At 69.3% G+C, this 15,398-nt stretch carries 16 protein-coding genes; 13 read left to right on the top strand and 3 right to left on the bottom strand.

Annotation, left to right across the window (positions count from 1 at the left end; genetic code table 11):
• The first annotated feature begins 26 nt into the window (after nt 1-26).
• Nucleotides 27-1,487, top strand: coding sequence for an aldehyde dehydrogenase family protein (locus ACV7NQ_RS47135; protein ID WP_463365414.1), 1,461 nt, complete (start codon nt 27-29; stop codon nt 1,485-1,487).
• Nucleotides 1,488-1,554: 67 nt separating this feature from the next.
• Here the strand turns inward: ACV7NQ_RS47135 and ACV7NQ_RS47140 are convergent, their stop codons facing one another.
• Both ACV7NQ_RS47140 and ACV7NQ_RS47145 read right to left on the bottom strand, forming a co-directional pair.
• A complete protein-coding gene (locus ACV7NQ_RS47140; protein ID WP_463365415.1) occupies nt 1,555-2,220 on the bottom strand; it encodes a CoA transferase subunit B in 666 nt (221 codons plus the stop codon).
• The gene (locus ACV7NQ_RS47145; RefSeq protein ID WP_463365416.1) at nt 2,217-3,005 is read right to left on the bottom strand and encodes a CoA transferase subunit A; all 789 of its coding nucleotides are present in this window, start codon (nt 3,003-3,005) and stop codon (nt 2,217-2,219) included. The genes ACV7NQ_RS47140 and ACV7NQ_RS47145 overlap by 4 nt, the downstream gene beginning before the upstream one ends.
• Before the next feature lie 108 nt (nt 3,006-3,113).
• Between ACV7NQ_RS47145 and pcaH the strand changes: the two genes are divergently transcribed.
• The 12 genes from pcaH (at nt 3,114) to ACV7NQ_RS47205 (ending at nt 13,338) form a co-directional block, all read left to right on the top strand.
• Nucleotides 3,114-3,836, top strand: coding sequence for a protocatechuate 3,4-dioxygenase subunit beta (gene pcaH / locus ACV7NQ_RS47150; RefSeq protein WP_463365417.1), 723 nt, complete (start codon nt 3,114-3,116; stop codon nt 3,834-3,836).
• Nucleotides 3,826-4,470 carry a protocatechuate 3,4-dioxygenase subunit alpha gene (gene pcaG / locus ACV7NQ_RS47155; protein WP_463365418.1) on the top strand — a complete coding sequence of 215 codons (645 nt, stop codon included), beginning with the start codon at nt 3,826-3,828 and terminating at the stop codon, nt 4,468-4,470. Before pcaH ends, pcaG begins: the two co-directional genes overlap by 11 nt.
• Before the next feature lie 33 nt (nt 4,471-4,503).
• Nucleotides 4,504-5,838, top strand: coding sequence for a lyase family protein (locus ACV7NQ_RS47160; protein WP_463365419.1), 1,335 nt, complete (start codon nt 4,504-4,506; stop codon nt 5,836-5,838).
• Nucleotides 5,835-6,986: a bifunctional 3-oxoadipate enol-lactonase/4-carboxymuconolactone decarboxylase PcaDC gene (gene pcaDC / locus ACV7NQ_RS47165; RefSeq protein ID WP_463365420.1), complete on the top strand. Its 1,152-nt coding sequence runs from the start codon at nt 5,835-5,837 to the stop codon at nt 6,984-6,986. The genes ACV7NQ_RS47160 and pcaDC overlap by 4 nt, the downstream gene beginning before the upstream one ends.
• Complete coding sequence (locus tag ACV7NQ_RS47170; RefSeq protein WP_463365421.1) at nt 6,983-7,873, top strand: IclR family transcriptional regulator domain-containing protein; 891 nt, start codon at nt 6,983-6,985, stop codon at nt 7,871-7,873. Before pcaDC ends, ACV7NQ_RS47170 begins: the two co-directional genes overlap by 4 nt.
• The gene (locus ACV7NQ_RS47175; RefSeq protein ID WP_463365422.1) at nt 7,866-9,077 is read left to right on the top strand and encodes an acetyl-CoA C-acetyltransferase; all 1,212 of its coding nucleotides are present in this window, start codon (nt 7,866-7,868) and stop codon (nt 9,075-9,077) included. Before ACV7NQ_RS47170 ends, ACV7NQ_RS47175 begins: the two co-directional genes overlap by 8 nt.
• Nucleotides 9,078-9,100: 23 nt before the next feature.
• Nucleotides 9,101-10,357: a hypothetical protein gene (locus ACV7NQ_RS47180; protein WP_463365423.1), complete on the top strand. Its 1,257-nt coding sequence runs from the start codon at nt 9,101-9,103 to the stop codon at nt 10,355-10,357.
• Nucleotides 10,345-10,608: a hypothetical protein gene (locus tag ACV7NQ_RS47185; RefSeq protein WP_463365424.1), complete on the top strand. Its 264-nt coding sequence runs from the start codon at nt 10,345-10,347 to the stop codon at nt 10,606-10,608. The genes ACV7NQ_RS47180 and ACV7NQ_RS47185 overlap by 13 nt, the downstream gene beginning before the upstream one ends.
• A gap of 144 nt (nt 10,609-10,752) precedes the next feature.
• On the top strand, nt 10,753-11,247 hold the full coding sequence (locus ACV7NQ_RS47190) for a class I SAM-dependent methyltransferase (protein WP_463365425.1): 495 nt from the start codon (nt 10,753-10,755) through the stop codon (nt 11,245-11,247).
• Nucleotides 11,244-11,459, top strand: a complete 216-nt coding sequence (locus ACV7NQ_RS47195; RefSeq protein WP_463365426.1) for a hypothetical protein — start codon at nt 11,244-11,246, stop codon at nt 11,457-11,459. Before ACV7NQ_RS47190 ends, ACV7NQ_RS47195 begins: the two co-directional genes overlap by 4 nt.
• A gap of 185 nt (nt 11,460-11,644) precedes the next feature.
• The gene (locus ACV7NQ_RS47200; RefSeq protein WP_463365427.1) at nt 11,645-12,682 is read left to right on the top strand and encodes a cytochrome c oxidase assembly protein; all 1,038 of its coding nucleotides are present in this window, start codon (nt 11,645-11,647) and stop codon (nt 12,680-12,682) included.
• On the top strand, nt 12,679-13,338 hold the full coding sequence (locus ACV7NQ_RS47205; RefSeq protein ID WP_463365428.1) for a hypothetical protein: 660 nt from the start codon (nt 12,679-12,681) through the stop codon (nt 13,336-13,338). Before ACV7NQ_RS47200 ends, ACV7NQ_RS47205 begins: the two co-directional genes overlap by 4 nt.
• Before the next feature lie 122 nt (nt 13,339-13,460).
• Here the strand turns inward: ACV7NQ_RS47205 and ACV7NQ_RS47210 are convergent, their stop codons facing one another.
• Nucleotides 13,461-15,278, bottom strand: coding sequence for a chloride channel protein (locus ACV7NQ_RS47210; protein ID WP_463365429.1), 1,818 nt, complete (start codon nt 15,276-15,278; stop codon nt 13,461-13,463).
• Nucleotides 15,279-15,398 lie beyond the last annotated feature (120 nt).

Below are 15,398 nucleotides of genomic sequence, written 5' to 3' on the forward strand. Positions count from 1 at the left end.
CACCACATAAAGGCGATTCTTTGACCATGACTATTAATCGGGAATTGCTGATCGGTGGAAAAAACACGCCTGCCGCGCAGGGGCGCACCACCGCTGACCTCAACCCCTGCAGCGGCGAGATCGTCGCCACCGTCGCAGCTGCCGAGGCCGAGGATGTGACCGCGGCCGTCGACGCCGCACAGGCGCAGTTCGAGTCCTGGGCCGAATTGGACCCGTTCGCTCGCCGCAAGATATTCCTCGACGCCGCGGACCTGTTCGAGCGGCGCAGTGACGAGGTCGTGGCGATGATGGCCGCCGAAACCGGCGCTCTGAACACGAACGCACGGTTCAACGCCGCACGGGCGGCGATCATCCTGCGTGAACTGGCCGCCGGGATCACCGCCCCGCGCGGCGAGGTGCTGACCGCCCAGCACAGGGGAGAACTCAGTCTGGCGATACAGGCGCCCATGGGGGTGGTGGCGGCGCTCGCGCCGTGGAATGCGCCGGTGATCCTCGGCGTGCGGGCAGCGGCGGCGCCCCTCGCGGCGGGAAACACCGTGGTGCTCAAGCCGAGCGAGGAGGCGCCGCTGATGTCGGGCCTGTTCATCGCCGACCTGCTGCGCGATGCCGGCCTGCCCGACGGTGCGCTCAACGTGATCACCAACGATCCGGCCGACGCCCCCGTGATCGTCGAAACGCTGATCGCGGACGAACGGGTGCGGGCGGTGAACTTCACCGGCTCGTCCAACGTGGGCAGCATCATCGCATCCCTCGCTGGGAAGCATCTCAAGCCCGCGGTGCTGGAATTGGGCGGCAAGAATTCGGTGATCGTGCTCGAGGACGCGGACATCGACTACGCCGCGGCAGCGACGGGCTTCGCCGCGTTCTCCAACGCCGGTCAGGTCTGCATGTCCTGCGACCGAATCCTGGTGCACGAATCGCGGGCGCGGGAGTTCACCGAGAAGTTCCTCGCGAAGGTGTCGACGCTGACCACCGCGACACCGGACAACCCCGACGCCAAAGTCGGCCCGATGGTGAACCGAGCTGCCGCCCAACGTGTTTCGCGACTGGTTACCGACGCCGTCGAGGCGGGGGCCACCGTGCTCACCGGCGGCGGCAAGCCCGACGGCGCCCTCCACCCGGTGACCGTGCTCACCGGCCTGCCCCGCGAAGCCCAGCTGTTCTACGGTGAGACCTTCGGCCCGGTCTGTGCGATCGACACCTTCGCCACCGACGCCGAGGCCGTCGCCAAGGCCAATGACACCGAGTACGGCCTGACCGCCGGCATCATCACCGAGAACGCCACGCACGGACTGCGGATCGCGCTGCGGCTGCAGACCGGCATCGTGCACATCAACGACCAGACCCTGGGCGACGAGCCGCAGGTGCCGTTCGGCGGATTCAAGGCATCGGGATTCGGGCGGTTCGGCGGGCGCTGGTCGACCGAGGCGTTCTCCAACACCCGGTGGGTCACCATTGCGACCGAGCACGCCACGTTCCGGATCTGATTCCGTCCGGACCCCCGCGGCCGGTATCCGCCGCGGTGGCCCGGCCCTGCGACCGGACCACCGGCATTCACTGCGCCACGTGCACGGGGGCGCCGGTGGCCGCGAGTACGTCGCCGGCGCTGATGCCGGGTGCGGTCTCGACGAGCAGCAATCCCCGTGGCGTAACGTCGAGTACCGCGAGGTCGGTGACGATGCGGTGCACGCAGCGCTTTCCGGTCAGTGGCAGGGTGCATTCGGACAGGATCTTGGGCTCTCCCGAGCGGGTGCGGTGTTCCATCATCACGATCACCCGCCGGGCCCCGTGCACCAGATCCATCGCGCCGCCCATCCCCTTGACCATCTGGCCCGGAATCATCCAGTTCGCCAAGTCACCGGCGGCGCTGACCTGCATCGCGCCCAGCACCGCGACGTCGACCCGGCCGCCGCGGATCATCCCGAACGACTCGGCCGAATCGAAGTAGGCGGCCCCGGGGACGACGGTGATCGTCTCCTTGCCGGCGTTGATCAGCTCCGGATCGACCTCGTCCTCGAACGGGTAGGGCCCGACGCCCAGGACGCCGTTCTCCGAGTGCAGCACGACGGAGATGCCCTCGGGCAGGAAGTTGGGTACCAGGGTCGGCATGCCGATGCCGAGGTTCACGTATTCGCCGTCGCGCAGCTCCCGCGCGACGCGGGCGGCCAGTCGATCGCGGGTCAGCTTCGCCGCGCCCGGATTCGCAGAGGTCTGAGTCATGCTCGCACCGTTCGGTTTTCGATACCCACCCGCACCGGCCCGACGGGGACGACGCGATGCACGTGGATGCCGGGGGTATGGATGGCTTCGGGGTCCAGTCCGCCGGGCTCGACGAGATATTCGACCTGGGCGATGGTGATCCGCCCGGACGCGGCGGCCGGCGGGTTGAAGTTGCAGGCGCTGCGGCGGTAGACCAGGTTGCCGTGCCGGTCCCCCTTCCAGGCGTGCACCAGGGCATAGTCGGCGACGATGCCGCGCTCGAGCACGTAGGTGACGCCGTCGAATTCGCGGGTCTCCTTCGGCGGGGTCGCCACCGCGATGCCGCCGTCGCCGTCGTAGCGCAGCGGCAGCCCGCCCTCGGCGACCTGGGTGCCGACGCCGGCCGGGGTGAAGAAGGCCGGGATGCCCGCACCGCCCGCGCGCAGCCGCTCGGCCAGCGTGCCCTGCGGGGTCAGCTCGACCTCCAGCTCACCGGCCAGATACTGGCGCGCGAACTCGCGGTTGGCGCCGACATAGGAGCTGATGGTGCGGCGGATCCGGTGTTCGGCGAGCAGCAAACCCAGGCCGAATCCGTCGGTCCCGCAGTTATTGCTCACCACCTCGAGATCGCTCGCGCCCTGGCGCAGCAGGGCGTCGATGAGGATTTCGGGCACGCCGACGAGACCGAATCCGCCGACGGCGAGGGTGGCGCCGTCGGGCACATCGGCCACCGCCGCATCGGGCGAGGAAATGACTTTGTCCAGCACGCCGTTCACCCTACCGCGTGGCGTGCGTATTGTGAACATTTATCCGCATAGTGAACATTCTCGGCCGGGATTGTTGCCTGGAGCACATTGGCTGACTATCGTGTTCATATAGCGATCAAACGTCCACATACCGAACAAGAGGTCGTGATGCTTCACCTTCCCCCCGGATACCGGCGACCGGACAGCGCCGAGCAGACCCCGGCCGACTTCGCCGACTACCAGACCACCGCGCTGCGTTCCCCGCGCCGCCCCCTTGCTCTGCTGCCGCACCGGCTCACCGAGCTCACCGGTCCGGTATTCGGCGAGGACCGGGTGCGGCCCGGCGATGCCGACCTGACCCTCGCCAACGGCGGCGAGGCCCTCGGACAGCGCATCGTGGTGCACGGGCGGGTGCTCGACACCGACGCAAAACCCGTGCCGCATGCGCTGATCGAGGTCTGGCAGGCCAACGCCGGGGGCCGCTACCGGCATACCGTCGACAACTGGCCCGCCCCGCTGGACCCGCATTTCACCGGCGCCGGACGCTGCGTCACCGATGCGGACGGGCACTACCGCTTCACCACGATCAAGCCCGGCGCCTACCCGTGGCGCAACCACGACAATGCGTGGCGGCCCGCGCACATCCACTTCTCGCTGTTCGGCCGCAGTTTCACCCAGCGCCTGGTCACCCAGATGTACTTCCCGGACGATCCGCTGTTCTTCCAGGATCCGATCTACAACGCCACACCCGCCCCGGCCCGCCACCGCATGGTCAGCGTGTACGACCATGAGGCCACCACCGACCACTGGGCGCTCGGATTCCGCTTTGACATCGTGCTGCGCGGGCGCGAGGCCACCCCGTTCGAGAACGAGGACGACGATGACGAATAGCACGGCGACCGCCTATACCTTCACCTACCCGGTCACGCCGGGCGATTTCACCACCGCCCCCTTCGGGCCCACGCCCTCGCAGACCGTCGGGCCGTACTGGCACCTCGGACTGCCGTGGCCCGATGGCCCCGATGCCGCGCCCGCGAGCGCGCCGGGCCGGATCACCCTGGCGCTCACCGTCATCGATGGCGCGGGCGAGCCCGTCTCCGATGTCATGGTGGAGACCTGGCAGGCCGACGCCCGGGGCCGGTTCGCCCACCCGGACGATCCCCGCGGCCCTGCCGTCGCGGTACCGCACGGATTTCGCGGATTCGCCCGCGCCGCAGGCGATTCCACCGGCACGGTGCTCATCCACACGGTCAAGCCCGGTGCGGTGCCCGCCGAGGACGATCGCACCGAGGCGCCGCATATCGACGTCGCGGTCTTCGCGCGCGGGATGCTCGATCGCGCGGTGACCCGGCTGTATTTTCCGGAGGACACCGACGCGCACGTCGAGGACCCGGTCCTGTCGGCGCTGCCGGCCGGGCAGCGGCACAAGCTCATCGCCGAACGGACCTCCGACGGTTACGCGATGACGATCCATCTGCAGGACAGCGATCCGGACGGTGTGGAGACACCGTTCTTCCGGCTGTGACGCGATACCCGAATATGAGACACAGGAGTGTGCATGCGTGAGCAAGGCGATACCCGCGGCGAACTGCTCGATCCGGACTTCGGCGCCGGGGAGTTGAGCGTCCACATCTCCGACCGCGCGTTCGTGGCGGCGCTGCTCGAGGTCGAGGCGGCGCTGGCGCTGGCGTATGCCGAACACGGGGTGATCCCCGCCGACCAGGCCGCGGTGATCGCCTCGACCGCCGGATCCCTGTGCGACGAGATCGATCTCGCCGCAGTGGGCACGGACACGGTCGCCAGCGGCAATCCGGTGATTCCGCTCGTGGGCATGCTGCGCGCGCGCTGCGGTGCGGCCGGAATCCCGAGGTCAGCGGTGCATTCGGGGGCGACCAGCCAGGACATCACCGATACCGCGCTGATGCTGATCGCCACCCGCGCGGGCCGGTCGATCGTCGCCGACGCGCGCGCGGCGGCCGATGCTGCCGCACGCCTGGCCCGGGAGCATCGCGATACGCTCATGGCCGCACGCACTCTCGGACAGCAGGCGCTGCCCTCCACCTTCGGCGTGCTGGCCACGACGTGGTTCACGGCGCTGGATGCCGCCACCGACCGGCTCGACACGGTATTGGCCGGGCTGCCGGTCCAATTCGGCGGCGCGGCAGGAACATTGGCCGCGCTGCACCCGCACGGTCTCGCCGTGGGCGATACCCTCGCCGATGAGCTCGGCCTGGCCCGCCGCGTCATCCCGTGGCATACCGATCGCACCCCGATCGCCGAGCTCGCCACCGCGCTCGGCGTGCTCGCCGGAGCGGTATCGAAACCGGCGACCGATATCGTGGCGATGTCGGCCACCGAACTCGGCGAGGTCTGCGAGGCGCACCCGGGCGGCTCCTCGGCCATGCCGCACAAACAGAATCCGATCGCCGCGATCACCGCGCGGGCCGCCGCACGGCGGGTGCCGGGGCTCGTGGCGACGGTGCTGTCGGTCATGGATCACGAGTTCATGCGCGCGGCCGGGGCCTGGCACGCCGAATGGGAGACCGTGATCGATCTGCTGCGGCTCACCGGCGGCGCCGTGCACCGGCTCGCCACCTGCCTGCAGGAGCTGCGCGTATCTCCGGAAGCGTTGCGGCACAACCTCGATGCCACCGGCGGGCTGCTGCTCGCCGAACGTGTCACGCATGCGCTCTCGGAGTACACCGACCAGGCGCGGGCCATCGTCACCGCAGCCGCCACGTCCGGGAAACCGCTGAGCGAGAACCCGGCCATCACCGCGCACCTGTCGCCCGAACGGCTGCGCGAGCTCCTGGATCCGGCGAACTATCTCGGCCACGCCGGTGAGCTGGTCGACCGAGCCCTGTCGGCCCGTGACGCCGCAGGCCGCTCATGACGGTCGATCTCGCATATACCGAGCACGGCGACCTGCGGGCCCCGGCGGTGGTGTTCCTCGGATCGATCGGCTCCGACGCCTCGATGTGGACGCCGCAGGCACATGCGCTCGCGGAGCGATACCGGGTGCTGTGCGTGGACCACCGGGGCCACGGCCAGTCACCGGCCCCGCGCGGCCCGTACACCATGGCCGATCTCGGCAACGACGTCCTGGCTCTGCTGGACCGCCTGGGACTCGACGCGGTCCACCTCGTCGGCCTCTCGCTCGGCGGCGCGGTGGCGCAATGGATTGCCGCGCATCACCCTTCGCGCGTGCGCACGCTGACGCTGCTGTGCACCTCCCCGGCGTTCACACCCGCCCAGCAGTGGACCGAACGCGCGGAACTCGTTCGTGCACAAGGTCTTTCGCCAATCGTAAAGGCGATCGTCGGGCGCTGGTTCACTCCCGCGCTGGCCGAACGGGATCCCGAGCTGATCCGCCGCCACCTCGACATGGTCCACGGTACCTCGGGCGAGGGATACGCCGGCTGCTGCGAGGCCCTGGCGGACTGGGACGGCCGCGACGATCTCGCCCGCATCGTCGCCCCCACCCTGGTGATCGCCGGACAGCAGGATCCGGCCACTCCCCCAGCCACGCTGGCCACGATCGCCGACGGCATCGCCGGTGCGCACCTGCGCGTGCTGAGCCCGGGCGCGCACCTGACCAGCGTCGAGCAGGCGGGCTTGGTGACCGCGCTGATCGCCCGCCATATCACGACCGTCGCCGACGAGCGGGCCGCCGCCCACGCCGCCGGAACGGCTACTCGCCGCGCGGTGCTCGGCGACGCGCACGTCGACCGGTCGATCGCCGCGAGCACCGAGTTCACCGCCCCCTTCCAGGATTTCATCACCCGTACCGCCTGGGGTGATATCTGGAGTCGGCCCGGACTCGATCACCACACCCGGCGGCTGCTGACCCTGGCCGTCCTCACCGCCGTCGGCAACGAGCACGAATTGGATATGCATATCCGTGCGGCCCTGCGGGCCGGAACGGACCCGGACGAGCTCGTGGAAGTATTCCTGCACACCGCGATATATGCGGGAGTACCCAACAGCAACAGAGCTTTCGCCCTCGGGCAGCGGGCACTGGCCGACCTAGGAGAGCAATGAACGCAACACCGCTCAGCGATTCGACGGGGGGCGGTGGCCGGGCGACGGGCGGGCACGAACCCAGCGCGGACACCACCGAACCGAGCGGCCCCTCCTCCGATTACGTTCAGTCGCTCGCGCGCGGTCTGGCCGTGATCAAGGCCTTCGACGCCGATTACCCGCGCCGCACCCTCAGCGAGGTCGCCAGGCACACCGACCTCACCCGCGCCACCGCGCGCCGATTCCTGCTGACCCTCACCGAACTCGGCTATGTCCGCACCGACGGATCGGTGTTCTGGCTGACCCCGCGCGTGCTCGAACTCGGCTACAGCTACCTGTCCAGCCTCTCGCTGCCCGAACTCGCCGGACCGCATCTCGAAGCGCTGGCGGAGAAGGTCCGCGAATCCTCGTCGGTGTCGATCCTGGACGCCGACGACGTGGTGTACGTGGCCCGGGTTCCGGTGCGGCGCATCATGACCGTCTCGATCAATATCGGCACCCGCTTCCCGGCATACGCCACCTCCATGGGCCGGGTACTGCTGGCCGGGCTGGCACCGAGTGAACTCGACGCCTACCTCAACCGCGCGCATCTGACCGCGCTCACCGAGCGCACGGTGCTCACCGCACAGCAGCTGCGGGCCGAGCTCGACCGGGTGCGGGCGGCCGGATACAGCGTCGTCGACCAGGAGCTCGAGGCCGGGCTGCGGTCGCTGGCCGCCCCTATTCGCGATTCGACCGGCACGGTCATTGCGGCGGTGAACATCTCGACACAATCGGCGCGCTACACCGCCGCGCAGGTCGAGGCGGATCTGGTGCCCTCGGTGCGCGCCACCGCCGAGGCGATCACCGCCGACCTGGCGCGCACGCAATCACAATCCATTCCGCACAAAGGAAGTTCACGTGCGTGAGGTAGTCATCTGCGAACCGCTGCGCACCGCGGTCGGCCGGTTCGGCGGCATGTTCCGCGATATCGCGCCGCAAACCCTCGCGGCCACCGTCATCGCCGAAATCGCGTCCCGCACCGGCATTTCCGGGTCCGACATCGACGACGTCATCCTCGGCCAGGCATCTCCCAACGGCGAGGGTCCCGCCATCGGCCGGGTCGCCGCCCTCGACGCGGGCCTCGGCATCGAGGTGCCCGGCCAGCAGGTGGACCGCCGCTGCGGCTCCGGACTGCAGGCGGTCATCACGGCCGTCGCCCAGGTGCAGACCGGTGGCAGCGATCTGATCCTGGCCGGCGGTGTGGAAAGTATGAGCCAGGCCGAGTTCTACACCACCGCAATCCGTTACGGCGTCAAGGGCGAGGATGCCGGTCTGGTGGACCGGCTCGCCCGCGCCCGGGTCACCGCGGGCGGGCACGACTTCCCGGTCCCGGGCGGAATGATCGAGACCGCGGAGAACCTGCGCGCCGAATTCGGCATCAGCCGCACCGATCAGGACGCACTGGCCGTGCAGTCCCATCAGCGGGCCGTGACCGCGCAGCGCAACGGCACCTTCGCCCAGGAGATCGTCCCGGTCCCGGTCCCGCAGCGCCGCGGGGACCCGGTGGTGGTCGACACCGACGAACATCCCCGCGCCGACACCGACCGCGCCGCCTTGGCCCGGCTGCGGCCTATCCGCGGGCATCTGGATCCGGCGGCCACGGTGACCGCGGGCAATGCCAGCGGGCAGAACGACGGCGCCGCGCTGTGCATCGTCACCACGGCCGACAACGCCCGCTCGCTCGGCCTCAAGCCCCTTGCGCGCCTGGCGAGCTGGGCCGCGGCCGGGGTGCCGCCGCGCACCATGGGCATCGGCCCGGTGCCCGCCACCGAACGCGCCCTCGGCCGCCTGGGGCTGCGGCTGGCCGATATGGACGTCATCGAACTCAACGAGGCCTTCGCCGCCCAGGCGCTCGCGGTCACCCGCACCTGGGATCTCGAGCCCGACGACCCCCGCCTCAACCCCAATGGCTCGGGCATCTCCCTCGGCCATCCCGTCGGCGCCACCGGCGCACGCATCCTGACCACCCTGCTGCGCGAGATGGATCGCCGCAAGACCCGCTACGGCCTAGAGACCATGTGCATCGGCGGCGGCCAGGGCCTGGCCGCGGTCTTCGAACGCATCGCCTGAGCAAACACATCGGCGAATTCGGCGTGCTGGAGTATCAGGTCGCCGATCAGGACGCCGCCGAGGGGGTCGGTGTCGGCTGGTCGGCGCTGGACATGCTGGCGGACAAATCGCTGCTGCAGCCCGCACATGGCCGCTACCGGATGCTGGATACTATTCGCGCGTGTGCCCGGAACCGGCTCGACGCCTCCGGCCGGTCCCAGCAGGTGCGGGTCGCGCATTTGAACTACGTGCTCGCCGACACCGAGGTCCAGGGCGGCCGTTTGCGCACCAGCGATCAGGTGGCCGCGCTCGCTGCGCTCGCCGCCGAACGGGACAATCTCACGGCCGCCTTCGGCTTCGCCCTCGAGAGCCGCGATGCGGCGGCGGCCTGCCGGGTGGCTGCCGCGGCGGCGCAGTTCTGGGTGGTCCGCGACGGGCACGCAGACGCCGCGCGCCGCATGCGCGATGCGCTGGCTGTGCCGGGCCCGGCCGCACCCGAAGCGGTGGTCGAGGTCGCAGTGGAGTACCTGCTCAATGCGATTCTGGCGGGTCGACGATCCGATAGCGGCCTGGTCGCCGACCGCGTGCCCACTGCAGCCGGTACCGCGAGTCTGGTCAGCGCCTTGCTGGCCGCCGTCGACGGTGATCCGGCCGCAGCCGTCGATGCACTGAATAGCGCTGGCCCCGAGGAGGATTCGTGGCATCAGGCGCGCCGGGCGCTGGTGCGAGCGATCGTCTGTGGGACTGCTGCGGACATCGTCGGCATGTGCCGCGAGCTGCGTGCGGCGGCTGAGCTGTACGCTGGCGCCGGTGATCGCTTCGGCCGGGCGCTGACATTGACGTTCTGCGGGCTGGCCGACGACATGCTCGGCGACATCGACACCGCGACAAGGGAGTTGGCCGAGGCTTCGGTGCTCGTTCGCGAGCTCGGGGCACCCGATCACTTCCAACGGGCTTGGCTGGCACATCTGCACAGCCGGGCCGGGCGCCACGATGAGGCTGCGGACATGCTGCGGGACCTGCTGGTGCAAGCGGCCGGTGCAGACGCGGCCCTGGCGCACCTGTTCACCGCGGAGATTGCCCGCTGGCGTGGGGACTTCGATCTGGCCGCAACGCATCTCGCACACGCTCGTGAGGGCCTCACCGGACAGCAGCAAGCCTTGGTGTGGCTGGCTCACGCCCAGCTCGCCACTGCCCACCACGATTTCGATATCGCCGCAAACCATTTGCGCACAGCGTTGGAAGCCCGCTCGCCGAATCGGATCCCGGTCGTGGTCCCCGGGTCGAGGTGCAGGTACTAGGTGTCCCAGAGGGCAGTTACGGGCTCGACGGCCGTGTCGTCGGCGAACCCGAACTGATGGACATGATCAGCGACGCCAAGACCGGGTCTGCCACACCGCCCGATCCCGGGGCACTCGTCGACCCGGTCTGCGGGATGATCGCCACGAACACCGAGCTCACCCTCGTACATGAGGGCATCACCTACGGATTCTGCAGCGCGGGCTGCCGCAAACACTTCGCCCGCACACTCGCCGACAAGACCGCCCGATGAGCGAGCACAGCGAGCGAACGATACGCACACGCGGGCGACCCGGCACCGCCGAGGCCGACCGCTGGAACGGACCCGACGGGCACCACTGGGCCGCCAACGCCGCACGCTACGACGCGATGGCCGCCGGATACACCGAACCAGCTGATGACCGCCGCTGCACTGCAACCTGGCGACCGTGTCCTGGACATCGGTTGCGGCACAGGCCAAACCACCAGGCTGGCCGCCCACCAGGCCGCCGCAGGTCACGCGACCGGCATCGATCTGTCCGCACCGATGCTAGCGGCCGCGGCCGAACTGGCAGCCGCCGAAGCCATCACGAACATCTCCTATATCCGTGCGGACGCGCAACGCCATCTGTTGCCGGCCGCGGGCTTCGACGTGGCCATCAGCAGATCCGGGGTGATGTTCTTCACCGATCCCGGAGCCGCGTTCACCAACATCGCCCGCACGTTGCGCCCGGGTGGACGACTGGCATTCGTCACCCACGCCGCCACCGACAACCCGCTACTGACCGTGCTGGCCGATATCGCACCGCACGCCACCGTGGATCACGCCGAACCTGGGGTCGCGCAATTCGCGGACCCGGGATGGGTGCGAGATCTGCTGGTTCAGGCCGGATTCACAGAGTGCGGTCGGTGACGTTCGACTCACACACCACAGCGGGCCGTGATGCCGACGACGCTGCTCAATTCCTGCTGGCAGGTAGCCTGCGGTCATTGGTGCGCGACCTGGCCCCCACGACCCAAGATCAGGCCCACCGCACGCTCGCCGCGCTCCTGGGCCCGCTCGAGGGCCCCGCCGGTGTCATCATGCCTGTCACCGGCCTGTGCTACACCGCGCATATGCGGTGAGGCCCTTCTGGCCAGCGTGTATGCCTGGCGTACATGTTTACGAGGGGACGTTACGTGGTCGGGGCGGTGAAGAAATCCACGTAGTGGCAGGCGGATTCGGTGCGGTGGCGCAGCCCCGGGCTGCGGCGACGAGCACGACAGCGGTGTCGGGTTAGGTCACCGCTGTCGAGTGCAGTGAGCAACTGTTGCATACTGCATATGTGGGCATGGCGATGGGCAGTGTGGCGCCGACACTCGCGGGTGTCCTGACGACCTGGACGATCTCACCGGTCACCGACGCGCTGATACTCGTCGCGGCAGGCGGCTACGCGTGGCTGATGTTGCGGCTGCGGCGGCGGGGCGAGCGGTGGCCGGTGATTCGGCTGGTGAGCTGGTATGCGGGGCTGATCTGCCTGGCCATGACCCTCGACAGCGCGCTCGCGGTGTACTCGCATGTGCTGTTCACGGTGCACATGTTCGTGCATCTGATCATGATCATGATCGTGCCGGCGCTGGCGGTGTGGGGTCAGCCGATCCGGCTGCTGTATCAGGCGGGCGGTCCGCGCACCCGTGCGGTCATCGACCGGATCCGCCTGCGGTCGCCGCTGCGCTGGCTGGTGTCGGGGCGGTTCACCGTGCCGCTGTACACTGCGGTGATCGTGCTGACGCACCTGACCGGGTTTGCGCAGGCGATGGCCACGCATATGTGGATCCATGGCGCGGAGTTGGTGCTGTATTTCCTCAGCGGATATCTGCTGCTGCTACCGCTGGTCGGCAGTGAGCTGACCGTCGAGCCGCCGTGGCCGTATGGGCTGCGGTTGCTGGTGCTCGCGATCTGTGTCGGGCCCGACACCCTGGTGGGTGTCACGTTGATGATGTCGTCGAGTGTGCTGGCGCCTGCCCTCGGCGCGTCACGCATGTGGGGACCGAGCCCGTTGGAGGACCAGAACACCGCCGGGGTGATCATGTGGCTCGGTGGTGACGGGCTGATGATGCTGCTGATGGTCATCGTCGCCGGGCAGTGGGTGCGCTTCGGCGACGGCGCCCGCAGCTTCGGCCCCTGGCTCGACGGCATCCGCCGCCGCGCCACCCTCGGCGAGTTCACCGCCGACACCGGTACCGACGTCACCGACATCGATGAGGAACAAGCCGCGCTGGACACCTACAACGCCCGCCTGGCCCGGATGAACGGCCGGGACCCGCGTGCCCGGCACAACGACGGACAGGACGGCCATACCCGATGAGTACCTCTCGATCACGGCGAATCCGCACGGCCGCAGCGGGTCTCGGGCTCGCGCTGACGCTGGCGGCCTGTGCCTCCAACTCCCGGGACGCCGCCGCGCCTGCGGCGTTGTCGTCGGCGCCACCGGCCGCCCCGATCTCCGGTGACACCATCCCGCTTGCCCTGGTGATGTCGCAGCAGATCACCTGGAAACCGTGGCATGGCACCCGGCTGCCGTTCAGCGACCAATGGGGGCCGACGCACGTAACAGACAATGCCGCCACGGGATTCAGCCACGACGCAGAAGGCGCGATACTGGCGATGATGCAGCAGCAAGCCCGCCTCGCCGGGGCGGCAGGCAGCGCGTGGCCCGCCGCGGTCCGGGCGATGGCCGTGGTCGCCCCCGCCGACCGGGCGCCCGCCACCCGCGTGCCGACCGGTTTCGACACCAGCGGTGACCTACCCTTCTTCGCCGGATTCCGATGGGTCATCTACACGCCCGGCCGCGCGGTCTCCGATCTGGCCGTGCAGCAGCCCGACGGAACCCTGGAATCGGTGCGCGCGACCGAGGTCTGGATCGATGGCGACTGGAAGGCCGAATTGCCCGCCGTCGGCGGCAAGACCACGCCGCTGCCGGGGCTCGGGGACTATCAGCCCTGGCCCGGAACACCCCGATAACTGCCTACCCGATGACGATTCAACACCATAGGCATCTATTCAGAGCATCGCGACGCTGATCACGGTCGACAGCCTGTTCATGGTGGCGGTGGGCGGGACTCGTGGCGCCACCGCCCGTTGCCTCACGCGGCCTTTTGCTCGAGGGGTAATCGGGCGGTGTCGTCGAGTGCGGATAGGACCGCGCGGTGGGTGAGCCAGCCGATGATGGTGTGGCCGCCCGGGGCCAGGACCGGAATGCCGGTGCCTTCGGCGCCGGTGAGGGCGCCCAGAGCGGTGGCGAGGGTGGATGTTTCGGTGATCTTGTCGGGCATGACGGCGAGATCGGCGACGGTGGTGCCGGTGGATTCGCCCTCGGCCAGCGCTTCGGCGACGGCACGGGCGGTGACGCAGCCGTGATACTGCTGATCGGCGCCGATGACCGGCAGCACGCCGTTGGCCGAGAGCCACACCGCGCGGCTCGCGGCCTCGATCGGGGTGTCGGCGGGCATGGGTTCGGGCATGGGTTCCATGACCGAGGCGACGGTAAGCCGGTCCAGGCTGCGGGCCGAACGGCGGTGTGCGGCATCGAGATCCACGCCACGGCGGGTGAGTTTAAGGGTATAGATCGTCTCGGTGGACAGGAGCCTGGAGGTGCCGGTGGCCGCGACGATGGCGAGCATCAGCGGCAGGATGATGGTGTATTCGCCGGTGAGCTCGAACAGGATGATGACGGCGGTGATCGCGGCGCGGGTCGCGCCGGCGAAGGCCGCGCCCATACCGATCAGGCCGTACATGCCTGGTGCGGCGGTCGCGGCCGGGAACAGGTGATGCGCGACGACACCGAACGCGGTGCCGCCCATCGCGCCGATGAACAGTGATGGCGCGAACACCCCGCCGGATCCACCGATGCCGATGGTCAGGCTGGTGGCGATCATCTTGCCGGCCATCAGGATCAGCAGCATCCACAGCACGTATCTGCCGTCGATCGCGTTGGCCAGCACCGGATAGCCGACGCCGTACATCTGCGGCAGCACCAGCAGCAGCGCGCCGAGCAGCAGTCCGCCGACCGCGGGTCGCAGCCATTCCGGGCCGCACCAGACCCAGTCGCAGGCGTCTTCGATCTTGTACAGGATGTGGGTGAACCCCACACCGACCGCGCCGATCACGATCCCGAGTACGGCGAAGGCGAGATACTCCCAGCCGGACCGGAGAGTGAACGCGGGCAGGTCAAGGAACGGGTGGTTGCCGAAGGCGGCGCGGCCGATCACGCTGGCGGTCACGCTGGACAGCACGACCGCGCCGAAGGATTCGGCGGTGAAGTCACGCAGGATCAGCTCCATCGCGAAGAACGGCCCGGCGATCGGCGCGTTGAAGGTGGCCGCGATACCGCCCGCCGCGCCGCAGGCGACCAGGATGCGTAGCCGGTTCTCGGGGACGCGGGTGAGCCGGCCCAGGCTCGATCCCCAGGCGGAGCCGATCTGGACGATCGGGCCCTCGCGGCCGACCGACCCGCCGCCGCCGATGCACAACGCCGATGCAAGAGCTTTGACGATGGTGACCTGCGGCGGGATCCGGCCGCCGCGCTCGGCCACGGCATACATCACCTCGGGGACGCCGTGACCGCGGGCCTCGGGCGCGAACCGGGTGACCAGCGGCCCGTAGAGCAGCCCGGCCACGACCGGGGCCAACAGCACGAACCACGGTCCCAGCCACGGCACGTGCGGGTTGGGCAGGTGTCCCAGGGCCGAGTAGTCGCGATAACCGGACAGCAGTGTGGTGAATGTGGTAATCAGCCAGCGGAATACGATCGCGCCGCCACCGGCCCCGGCGCCGATGACCAGCGCCAGCAGTACCAGTCCACCCCGGCTCTCCCGGACCCATTCCCAGGCAGGGATCCGTGCCGGAACTTGCAGTGACCACCGCCGTCCGGCAGCGGGCGGCCGGATCTCCGTTGTTGCCATATCAAACCCTCATCACCAATAACTATTGCACAGAGCAACAATTGTACTGGGTGTGAATTTGGTGGCGAACCGGCGGCGGGTCGAATGGCAGCGCGGTGGCGGCTGGGCGCCTGTGGCAGC

The sequence above is a fragment of the Nocardia sp. Tas62D01 genome (assembly GCF_055232035.1).